General features: G+C 40.3%; 5 protein-coding genes. 1 reads left to right on the top strand and 4 read right to left on the bottom strand.

The features are described 5' to 3' along the window. The coding region (locus tag B3Z75_RS01980; protein WP_294067196.1) for a RagB/SusD family nutrient uptake outer membrane protein at positions 1–1599 on the bottom strand (1599 nt) is incomplete at its 3' end. Between the two features lie 22 nt (positions 1600–1621). Further along, complete coding sequence (locus B3Z75_RS01975; RefSeq protein ID WP_286853940.1) at positions 1622–4807, bottom strand: SusC/RagA family TonB-linked outer membrane protein; 3186 nt, start codon at positions 4805–4807, stop codon at positions 1622–1624. A 453-nt stretch (positions 4808–5260) separates the two neighbouring features. Here B3Z75_RS01975 and B3Z75_RS01970 point away from each other — a divergent pair, with 453 nt between their 5' ends. After that, positions 5261–9298: a hybrid sensor histidine kinase/response regulator transcription factor gene (locus tag B3Z75_RS01970; protein ID WP_286853941.1), complete on the top strand. Its 4038-nt coding sequence runs from the start codon at positions 5261–5263 to the stop codon at positions 9296–9298. Between the two features lie 2 nt (positions 9299–9300). On the opposite strand, the gene B3Z75_RS01965 is transcribed toward B3Z75_RS01970, so the two are convergent. Both B3Z75_RS01965 and hypD read right to left on the bottom strand, forming a co-directional pair. After that, positions 9301–10206, bottom strand: coding sequence for a glycyl-radical enzyme activating protein (locus B3Z75_RS01965; protein WP_294067193.1), 906 nt, complete (start codon positions 10204–10206; stop codon positions 9301–9303). Positions 10207–10217: 11 nt separating this feature from the next. Next, positions 10218–12641 (bottom strand): trans-4-hydroxy-L-proline dehydratase, encoded by a 2424-nt coding sequence (hypD, locus tag B3Z75_RS01960; RefSeq protein WP_294067191.1) that lies wholly within the window; start codon positions 12639–12641, stop codon positions 10218–10220. Positions 12642–12720 lie beyond the last annotated feature (79 nt).

The raw sequence follows: 12720 nt of genomic DNA, 5'->3' as shown, positions 1-12720 counted from the left end.
CAGATTATGAGCATACAAATTTTTATATTCCGGTTCATGTGCAACTCCCCATCTCATCAAATCAAAAAGACGTTTACCTTCCAGAAAAAACTCTACCGCCCTTTCATTGCGTATTCTTTCTCTGAAATCACTCTGATTGCCTAAATACATTGCATGAACCGGAGGCATCTTCACTCTTTCCCTTACAATATTAACAGCATCTACAGCATTCATGTCCGATCCGGTTATTTTATAAAGTGGGCCTCCAAGTTCATTCGCCGCTTCTGCATAGATCAAATACATTTCAGATAACCGAAAATATATTGCATGATTATTTTCATTCGTTCTTCCTGAAAATTGATCCCTATTCGGAGCCCAAAACTTTCTTGCAAGATATCCCGATCTATTATAAAAATTTTCAGGGACTCTCTCGCTTCCTCCATTCCATAACTCTAAATATCTTCCACTTTCACTTGTCCATCTGATCTGATTAAACAGGATGGAGTGATAGAAACGAGGATCGCGGTTGATGTACGGATTCTGTGGATCAAAACTTTTATCATCTTCAATTGCTAAGCCGTTTTTTGTTTCAAATCGCTCAACCATGTTAGCAGAAACACTATATCCTTTTAAAATTCCTGAAGATGTAATCGAAGGAACACCGAACAAATTATACATATTGTCATTTATCGCGCCAAAGTGCTCCCACATAATTTCTTCGTTGTAAGGCAAATACATAAATATACTATCAAACCCACTCGCATATTCGATCATTTTTATTCCTCCGGGAGTTTTATACGTGATGGTATCAAGAGAGTTAGAGGGTAGTAATCTGTAACGTCGAGTCGTGGTTGCATAGTCAATGGCATCCCATGCCGCTTGTGCAACATGTTCCCACCTGGTTTTATCGTTACCTGTATTGTATTTTGGACTGGCCGGAATCAGTAAAGCCGCAGCCTTAAGCGCCAAGGCGGATCCCTTTTCGGGACGGCCTATGTGGTTGTCCGGCCATCTCTGAGGTAAAAACTGGAAAGCGGTATCGCAATCTGCAGCAATCTTTTCGGCAGTTTCCTGTCTCGTGAGTCTTGGTAATGCAAAATTATCACTTGCATTGAATGCATGTTGAATATAGGGCATCCCGCCTTGACGTCTTAAATACTCATAATAATACCATGCCCTCATAAAATGGGCCTGACCTTTCAATTGATCAATTTGATCTTTTGTGACGTTTGGATCATTGCTGAGCATGTCTATATTCTCCAGAGTTTTGTTCGCAATGCGAATACTCCTCCACGAACGCCACACTCCTCCAAAGAGCCCTGAAGTGGGATAATCACTTTCTACAAGGCCTATCCAATTTCCATTTTGAGCCTCTGCCAGCGATGGCCATCCGGATACGGCAGTCCCTTCATCCGATAACGAAGCGATATGTGTATAATCACCCTGAGTCAAATAATTGTGTCTGTCTTGATACATTCTATCCGCATATTTTCGGAAATTTTGATAGTTCCCAAACACCTCCGCTTCTGACATTCCATCCGCTTCTGGAGCTTTATCAAGATATGACTCACAACTTGAAAAGAGGAAGACTATTGATAGTAATACTATAAAATATTTCATAACTATTTATTTTTTTAGCAGGTTAAAATCCAACACGAATTTCGAGTGAATATCTTTTCAGATGCGGATACGATCCAAAATCCTCACCAAAATTAAATCCTTCCGGATCACCTCCCCATTTTCTTTTCTGCCAAGTATAAAGATTATTTCCAATGAGGGCTACTTCCACATTGCTGATTCCAAACCTTGAAAACAAATCCTCAAAGTTATAACCAAGCCTGACATGTTTCAATCGCATATACTGCCCATCAAGCATTGCAAACTGAGAGTTAAAATAATTATAGTGATTATTTGCCTCATAATGAGGAGTTGGGAACAAGGGGGATGTATTGTCCGGCCTCCAATAATCAGAGTGAGCCACGTAAGCATTATTTCTATGCTGCGTAAAAGGGAATAAAAAGAATTCTCCACCCCCTCTCACCATCCTTTGGGTATTGCTGATACCATAAAAACTGAATTCCAGAGACCAATTTTTATAGCTCCCTCCAAAAGTTGCATTATAATAACGCTCAGGCTCCCACGGATAGTCTCCTACCACTCCATCCTGAGAATCAATTTTACCGTTGCCATCAAAATCCAGATATTTCAGGTCGCCCACCATGGGTTTTTTATCCACTCGTTGAGGATACAAAAACAACTCATCAAAATTGCTATAGTAACCATCATCCATCACTCCACGGCTCCACATCCTTCTTGCCAATGAGACAGGCTTGCCTTCTGCCTTTAAGTGATCGGGAATAAATTCAGACTCATCCCAATATACAACTCTACTTTCCGTACCCGAAAAACTTCCATCAAAATAGAGATACAAATCATTTGGAAACTGATGCTGTAATCCCAAAACAATTTCAACACCGTGACTCTTTGCCTCACCGATGTTACTTTGGATAGAAGAAACACCAACCCAGGAAGGGACCCTGTTCCTACTTTGCAACATGTCGGAACGATATTCATCAAAAAGATCAACCTCAAGTTTAATTAAATTATTAAAGAAACCCATTTCTATTCCAAAATCCCGAAGGGTAGCCTTCTCCCATGTTGCGTTTGTAACTGGTATCGGACCTTCTGATATATAAGGATAACTTTGGGTGGGATACCCAAATACGGCATTTCCGCCAGTCTCTGTATATTCAGTTCTATATAACCAACGGGCTATGCCTCCATCATTTCCAACTTTTCCCCAAGAATATCTTAACTTGAGATTATTGATGATATCTTTCACCGGTTTAAAAAAACTTTCGTTTGAAACATTCCATCCTCCCGCAAAAGAGGGAAAAGTTCCGAATCTAAGTTTAGGAGCAAACTTTTCCGAACCTGTGTGCGAAACACTAGCTTCTAATAAATATCGACCATCATAATCATAGGTTGCACGACCAACCCAATTTTCCTCATAATGTGGAAAATCAGAAACACCCTGAGACTTCCTTCTACTAAAGAGTCCCATAGCTGAAACTGAGTGCTTATCACTAAAAGTCCATTGATAATTTAGTCTGGCTTGATAATAAAAACTTCTTGAAGACATGAATATATTGTCGTTTAAAACCCGCATAATAGGAGGAGGGGTGTTATAATCAAGCTCTCCCTCGCTGTGATGACGAGTCCATTCCTTTGTTTCCGGATTTAAATAATAAGCATAAAATGAAGGTACAGAATATTCCTGTCTGTATATTGCAGAGTTATTATATGAAAAGAGACCGGAAATGGCAAGCCCTTCTGTGATAAAATCCAGTTTTTGCTGCAAATTTAAATCTACACTGGTTTCGTTTGCTTTATGCCGCCAGAACCCAAGACCTCCTTCCCATATTAACCTTCCAGTAGCAGGGACAGTATTAGGATCAACAAACGGTCTTCGTACACCTTGATCCCAGGGAATCTTATTATCCGGATATTGCTCCAAAGCTTCCACCGGATAATAAGGAAAGTCGGTTACAGATTGAAACCATCTTTCCTGGGTGAAAGTATCGATAGGCTTACCATATTCTCTAACATTACCTCCAAGATTCACTGCCAGTGTTGTAGAAGGGGTCAAGGTAAAATCCAGATTATTTCTGAAAGTATATCTGTTATGATAATAAGATCCGTTATGTTTATCGTAGGAATACGGTAATCGATGACCAGTTGTAAATACATCTCCTTCTTGCAAATAACCCAATGACACGAAATATCGTACAAAATTTGTTCCTCCTCTGGCATTAATATTGTATGTCTGATCAAAACCGGGTTTAAAATAAAAATCCATCCAATCGAAGTTGCGGTATAGATAAGGTTCTGACTGATCTCTATATTTTTGAAGAATATCGTCTGGAACAATAAAATCCCACTTCTGATCATTTTTACTTGCAATATTGCGTAACGACAACGTCTCATATGCATCAAGGTATGTTGGTAAAATAGTAGGAGTTTTAACCGATAATTGAGACGAAAATTCCAGCTGTATTGCACCCGAACGCCCTCGTTTGGTTGTGACAATAATAACACCGTTTGCACCCTTTACACCATATACGGCTGTAGCAGAGGCATCTTTTAATACTGAAATGTCTGCAACTTCATTGGGATCTAGGTTAGAAAAAGGTCGTTCCACTCCGTCAACTATTAAAAGAGGGGCATTGCTGCCCATCGCTGTCATTCCTCGAATGCTCATCTGTAATCCTTCTGCACCGTAATAACTTATTGCTTCTTCACCGGGTGTAGCATTTCGCCCAATAATATTGAGTCCGGGAATTCTACCTTGTAACGTATTTTCAACACTACCTCCGGTATTCACTTTACGAATAATATCTCCGGAAACCTGGGAGATAGCACCAACAACTGAAGCTTTTTCCTGCATTCCATATGCTATGACAACAACCTCGTCCAATACTTCAACATCTGGTTCTAGAATAATATCTAAAACTCTTTGGTTGCCGACAGGTACCTCTTGTGTAATCATGCCCACATAAGAAAATACCAATACTTGACCAGGTTCAGCATTTATATTGTATTTTCCTGAAACATCAGTAATTGTACCTCTTACAGTCCCTTTTATTTGTACCGTTGCTCCAATAATTCCCTCTCCATCTGAATATTTTACAGTTCCTGTCACATTTTGCTGCTGAGCAAAACTAAAAGCAGTTAAGAGAAATAAAAAGGTCATTAAAAAAAACCTCTTTAAAACTTCCTTAAATCTACTCTGAATTATCCGAGTAGAGGCGAAAACTTGATTATTCATAAAAAAAAAATTTATTGATACCATACATTATTTTACCATCAATTTACACTTATTTTAACAAATAAATCTCAGTAGAATGTACCCCATATGCAAAATGTTTTATTTATTTTATTGGTTATTATTAGATTGTCAAATCAACTATCCACAATAAATTGTTTTCACAAATCTGAATAGACCGTCTAGTATGAATTATTCAGTGAAAAACTTTAAGATTAATCTTCGTTTTCTATAGAATTAAAGAAAAAGCATAATCTTTCTTTTGCAAAATTAACTCTACATAAACGAAAATATATAAATAAAATACAAATTAATGGTAAAATACTACTAAAAGGATATTTTTAAAATTTCAAAACATTCACGATTTATCGTTGAAATCTTCAAAGCAAACATTTTTTTTAAATTTATAAGTATATTTGCATTATTAACTAAAATCAGTACTCAAAAACGAAATTTATGCAACATATCATTTTGAAGCTTTGTATTACTGTTTATTTTCTCTTAATTTACTTGACTTCTTTTTCCATTGAATTAAATTTCAAGTTTTACAAGGCAGAGGATGGACTCTCTTCTAACACAGTACATACAGTCCTGCAAGATTCAAAAGGATTCATGTGGTTTGGAACCGAGAACGGACTGAATCGCTTCGACGGATACAAATTTACCGTCTATCGCAATATTCCCAGAAATGAAAACTCGTTGATAAATAACTATGTCTATGCCCTCGTTGAAGACGAACAGGAGGTACTTTGGATCGGAACCGAAAGAGGGGTATCCACATTCGATCTGAACGAAAAAAAATTCTCGTCTTTCTCGCTGACAACAGAAACCGGCACTCCCGTCTTAGGCAGAATTCAAAACCTGATCTACGACGATGGAAAGATATGGATTGCTTCGGCTACTCAGGGAGTTTTCGTAAAAAAAGAAGAAAACATATTGCTGTACTCTTTTGAGAAATTCATCGTGGATCAGCATAAATCAATTTGGGTGAATACAATTTATAAAGACAAGGAGAATGTTATTTGGGTATCGGTAGAAAATACAGAACACCAGATTTATAAATTTAATAAAAGAACCGAAGAATTTATTCCGGCATTTCCCGGCATGACTAATAAAGAACAAAGAGAGCTGCGAGCATACAGCATGCTGGAAGATGCCTTCGGAACACTTTGGTTTGGCACGTGGATAAACGGATTGATTGCTGTCGATAAACAAGAAGGAGTCATCAAGGGAAGATATTTGAACACGCCGGGCATAGACCGTATTCAGCACATCCATCAGATTACGGAATATGATCCCGGAACCCTGCTGATTGGTTCTAACGACGGGTTAACCTCCTTCAAACTATCGCCGGTAGCCGGCAACAGAATGGATCAACACTTTCGTGAGCCCAAGCTATCCAACCGGTTTGTCTACCCTATCTATAAAGATGTGGAAGGCGGGCTCTGGATCGGAACATACTATGGAGGTATAAACTATGCATCACCAAACAGGAATTATTTTACCGGATTCTCGCACATCAAACACGAGAACTCCATCACCGGAAATGTGGTAAGCTGTTTCTGTGAAGATGAAAAGGGCAATCTATGGGTAGGCACGGAGGATGGAGGACTGAACGAGCTGAACATCAAAAATGGAAATTTCATCTCCTACAATCATTTGGAAAATCAGAACAACTTCTCTTCAAACAATATACATGCACTCTGCAATATTCGCAACAAACTGTGGATAGGAACCTATTCAGGTGGATTATACGTAATGGATCTCTTCTCGAAGAATATTAAGCACTATTATTCTGATAATGCAAATGCAAAGACACTGGATGCAAACAACATCTACTCCATTTATAATGATTCGGATAATAACATCTGGATAGGGACCACGTCAGGTATTAATCTGTATAATTCACAGACAGATGACTTCACCCGTGTACGAAACCTGAATGAATTTGTAATGGATATAACAGAACTTGGGGAGCATATCTGGTTTGCAACCATTAACAGGGGATTACAACGATATGACAAAAAAACAAAGGAATGGAAGGGATACACGTTCGATCCTGCCGACAAGAACTCATTGATCAGCAACGATGTGATTACGCTTTGCGTGGACGAACGGCAACAACTCTGGATCGGCACTAATCAGGGGGTATGTCGATATAATGCGGAAGAGGACAATTTTATTGATGAAGGTATGGAATTTCAAAGCAACTATATCTGTAAGATATTTGCCGAAAATGACAATCTGTGGATAAGTACGCTAAAGGGGCTTATCTGCTATGATACCTCCTCGCATCAGTTCAGGCAATTTACGCAAAGTGATGGTTTATTGAGCGATCTGTTTACACCTAATTCAGGATTCAAATCATCTGACGGAAAAATTTATCTTGGCACCCCTTACGGGTTTAATGTATTTCACCCCAGGCAGCTGATTAGAAACGAATACAATCCGCCCATTGAAGTTACTGATTTTCAACTATTCAATAAAGTAGCGAATATGGATAACTTTGTCATAAGTGACAAACAATACCGGCCCGCACTTACTCTTGCTCACAACAATAATTCTTTCAGTTTTGAATTTACGGCTCTCAGTTTTTTTGCACCCGAAAAAAACAGGTATTCATTTATGCTGGAAGGATTTGACAAAGAGTGGAACGATGCAGGCAATAACAGACGGGCGACCTACACAAATATTCCGCCCGGTGACTACCTGTTCAGAGTGAAGGCATCGAACAACGATGGTGTGTGGAGCGACAAAGATTACATTCTGAGAGTTGTTATTAAACCTCCTTTATGGTGGAACGTATGGTCTATCACTTTATACGTTTTATTAATTATTTCAGGTATTATCTATCTATTCTATTGGCTGCGAGAAAAGGACAGAAGAAAAAACGAAGAAGAGATCGTTAAGATCAAAAATGAAAGGGAAAAAGAGATATATAAATCACAAATAGAATTTTTCACAAATGTGTCCCATGAAATAAGGACCCCGCTGAGTCTTATCATTGCCCCTCTTGAACAGGTGATTGAAAATTCTAATAATATGCCTGATTCCACCAAGGATAATTTAAACATCATGAGATGCAACAGTATGCGGTTATTAACACTGGTTAATCAATTGCTCGATTTCTCGAAAGTTGAAAAAGGAGGCGTTCAGGTTACGCTGTCAAACCAAAATATTCATTCCATACTAACATCAGTCTATCAACGGTTTGAACCACTTATTGAACAAAATAATATTACATTTGAATACCTCAGCGATGACCTGAGCCTTGAAACGATGACCGATCAGGAGAACCTGACAAAAGCAGTCAGCAACCTGTTAAGCAACGCCTCGAAGTATACGACCGACTATATCGCTTTGATTCTTCGAGCAAATTTTTCCACACAATATTATCAAATAACGGTAAAGGATAATGGACCCGGACTACCTGAACCTGAAATGGAAAATATCTTCAACCCTTTTTATCAGATTGCAGGACAACACAAATCGGGAACCGGACTGGGCCTTTTTCTGGTGAAATCAATTGTATGGGCACTAGAGGGAAAAATTGAAATTAACAACGAACCTGGCTGCGGCCTTTCCATTTCACTGATACTACCTAAAAAGGCTGTTTCTGTTTCATCGGAAATTCAACAGGAAAAGACGTTGCAAACCAGGTTGATAAATGTCACATCAGCAGAGTGTGCTCAGCCTATACCCTGCTGTGTCGACTCGGATGAGGACGAAAAACAGACAATTCTGCTTGTAGAGGACGATTCTGATATGCTGTCATTTATTCGCAAACAATTAAAGGATGATTATATTATTTATACTGCTCAGGATGGAGAGGAGGGGCTGAAAATATTAAAAAAACAGGAAGTTGATCTGATTATCACTGATTTGATGATGCCAAAAATGGATGGAATTTCTTTCTGCAAAGTGGTAAAAAACAATTTTATGTGGAACCATATACCGGTGATCATGCTAACTGCCAAAACAAGTGTGGTAAGTAAAGTCGAAGCATTTGACATGGGGGCCGACGCTTATCTCGAAAAACCTTTTAACATATCCTATCTGGTGACACGTGTTCGCAATCTGCTTGAGTCACGCAAATTATTGTTTCAGAAATTCACGCAAACACCTTATGCATCACTAAAGAGTATGGCAGGGAATGAAGCAGATGAAGAGTTTCTAATGAAGCTCAATGGTGTAATAGAAAGCAATTTAGAAAACTCTGACTTCTCCATTAATGATCTGGCCACCGAGATGGGCATAAGCAGTTCGGGCTTATTTTCAAAAATAAAGAAAATTTCAGGCGTGACACCGAATAAGCTAATTCAGTCTATGAGGCTGAAAAAAGCAGCAGAACTGCTGGGCGAAGGTAAGTACAGGGTGAATGAAGTGTGTTACATTGTGGGATTCAATAATCCATCTTATTTTGCAAAATGCTTTCAGAAACAGTTCGGGAAACTGCCAAAATATTTTGGCACCGAACTGGAAGATATCTCTTAATATCATCCGCCGATATTCACATTAAACCCATTCTGTTTAAAAAGATCACAAATGCGTCCGACTCTGTCTTCGGATGGCTTTTGCATGCCATTTTCAAGATACCTTTTTCCTAATTTCTCAAACTTTTTTACAGCGATATTGTGATAGGGCAACAATCCCACTACTGTCGGCCTGTTTTTCAACCCATCCAGAAAAAAGAGTGTTTCCCGGATATTATTATCGTCGCAGTTCACTCCTTCTATCAAAGGAATTCTTATTTGGTATTCTTTATCATGATCTGATATCAGTCGGAGATTTTTCAAGATCAAATCGTTGTTTACTCCGGTCCAATAACGATGTTTCTCACTGTTCATGTGTTTCAAATCATAAAGGAAAAGATCGGCATAATGCAAGATCTCTTCCATGATGGTGCATTGAACATATCCAGACGTATCCACCGCACGATGTATACCGGATTTACCACAACGAATCAGAAGCTGTTTCAGTTCCTTTTGATGCATGAGCGGCTCACCGCCCGAGAAGGTCACTCCACCGCCTGAGTTGTCCATGATATGAGTCTCTTTCAGTATCGTATCCATTATCTCCTCTTCAGTAAAGCATCGGCCGCTCATTTCAACCGCTTTTGCAGGACATACTTCGACGCACTGTCCGCACAAAACACATGCTGAGAAATCTGTCACGACACCTTCTCCAGCTGATAACGTGAGTGCATGTTCCGGGCACTCAGCAATACAGTTGCCGCAACCTATACATTTGTTTTTATTGTAAAGTTTTTCGGTACGGCAAGAGATACTTTCGGGATTATGACACCAGCGGCATGAGAGCGGGCAACCTTTGAAGAAAACCGTAATTCTCACCCCCGGGCCATCGTTGATGGAGTATCGTTTTATATCAAAGAGAAAAGCCATCAATAATACTTTTAAAATGCGCTGTTTTCTGTCCTGTCAATAATCTCCTGCTTCAAATTTTCGTGAAGATCGTTGAAATAATCGCTGTAACCCGCCACACGAACCAGAAGATCCCTGTAGTCTTCGGGATTTTTACGCGCGGCAAGCAGCGTGGCATTATCCACGATATTGAACTGTACATGATGGCCACCCAGTGCAAAATAGCTACGTATCAAACTACCCAGTTTCGCCACATTTTCATCGCCTCGGAGCAAGCCGGGCAAGAAACGCAGATTAAGCAACGTACCCCCAGATTTAACCTGGTCGAGTTTTCCAAGCGAACGAATTACGGCAGTGGGGCCCTGTGTGTCAGCCCCATGAGATGGAGATGTTCCATCGGAGATGGCTTTTCCTGCTAGTCGCCCGTTCGCAGACGCACCCATTACATTGCCGAAATAGTTATGACAAGTTGTGGAGAGCATATTCAAGTGATATTTACCTCCCTCTTTTCCATTAGGACGCCCATCAATCAGAGCAAACAGGTCATTATACACTCTTACGGCAATATCATCGGCCTTATTGTCATCGTTCCCAAAGAAAGGCGTATAATTCAGGATGCGTTGACGCAACACCTCCTCCCCCTTGAAGTTGTCAGAAATTGCATGCAACATCAGATCCATGGAAACTGATTTGTTTTCATAAACATGTGTCTTTATGGAAGAGAGAGCGTCGGTAATGGTTCCAAGTCCCGTACATTGGATATACGTGGTGTTATAGCGCGGCCCGCCATTGTAGTAGTCACGTCCTTTTTTTATACAGTCGTCTGTGATTACAGAAAGAAAGGTTGCCGGAAAATAGCGGGCATACATTCTGTCGATATAATGATTCACTTTTATCTTCAGGTTGATGATGTATTCCAGCTGTCGGTAAAAAGCTTCGTAAAGCTTATCGTAGGAAGTAAAATGTCGCGGGTCCCCCGTCTCAATACCCACTTTTCTCCCGGTGACAGGATCTATTCCATTGAAGAGCGTTACTTCCAGAATCTTGGGAACATTCAGGTAGCCTGTCAGCAGGTAAGCCTCTTTTCCAAAAGCCCCTACCTCAATACATCCGCTGCAGCCTCCTTCTCTGGCATCCTGAAGGGATTTGCCGGAACGAAGCATTTCCTGGATATACACATCAGGATTAAACAGCGATGGATAGCCGTGTCCCTTTCGAATCACGTTGATGGCTGCGTGCAGAAACCGGTTTGGCGTCACGGAAGATATGTGTACGGAATTCCCCGGTTGCAGAATATGCAACTCCTCAATTACTTCAAGCATTATATAGGAGACTTCGTTGACTCCGTCAGAGCCGTCAGCTCTGACTCCGCCGATATTGATGTTGGTAAAATCATTATAGGTACCGCTTTCGTTCGCAGTAATTCCAACTTTAGGAGGTGCCGGCTGGTTGTTCACCTTTATCCAGAAGCAACAAAGCAGTTCCTTCGCTTCTTCTCTTGTCAATAAACCATTTTTAATATCTGCCTCATAAAATGGAGCCAAATGCTGATCAAAGTGTCCCGGATTAAAGGAATCCCACCCGTTAAGCTCGGTTATCACGGCCAGGTGTACAAACCAGTACATCTGTATGGCTTCCCGAAAATTTCGGGGAGCATGAGCCGGCACCCATCTGCAAACCTCAGCTATCCGAATCAGCTCTTGCACTCTTTCGGGATTTTTCTCTTGCTTTGCCATCTCTTCTGCCTTTTCGGCATGACGTTCACCCAGACGGATAAGCGCGTCGCAAGAGAGACTCATGGCACGCAACTGTTCCTCCTTGTCGGTTGCTTCGGGGTCATTAAAATAATCAAGTTTGCCTATAGACTCCTCGATCTCTTTTTTGAAATCCAACATCCCTTTTTTATAGATTTTACCGTCCAGGCAGGTATGTCCTGGTGCACGCTGCTCCATAAATTCTGTGAAGAGCCCTGACTCATACGCAACCTTCCACTCACCGGGAACACGACTGAAAATCCGGTCACGCTGCGAGCGCCCCGTCCAATATGGAATCACCTCACGCTGGTAAGCTTCAATATCCTCATCACTTATCAGATAACGTTGCTTTTCACGGGTGTTCAACACATTCAGATCCTCTTCAGAATGGCAGGTTAACTCAGGAAATGTATACACTGCCTTGGGCTTTTCTCCCCTTTCACCCACAATTAATTCCTGTTCTCCGATATATATCTGCTTCTTTTCACAAATCTCCATAAAGTTCATTGCACGCATCATCGGAATAGAGTATTTCCCTTCATTCAGTTTATAGAAGGAGGTTTCGATCAGAGCCCGTTCTATGGATAGCGTTGCCGGGGTAGAAACGCTCTCTTCCCTGAGCGCACGTATCCGGTCATTCATACCCGGTCGTGCAGGTTTCTGGTCGGTAACATCGTTTATTGTATTAAATTCTTCGAACATATTTGGAGTTTTTAAAATAGAAAATAAAGAAAGTATCCATAAAAATGGACAGAGAGATAAAGGTTATGACAAAAAGAGA

This window comes from Proteiniphilum sp. UBA1028 (assembly GCF_002316955.1).
GTDB lineage: Bacteria > Bacteroidota > Bacteroidia > Bacteroidales > Dysgonomonadaceae > Proteiniphilum.
The sequence above is the reverse complement of the archived record's forward strand: the minus strand, read 5'-3'. Positions and strand labels throughout refer to the sequence as shown.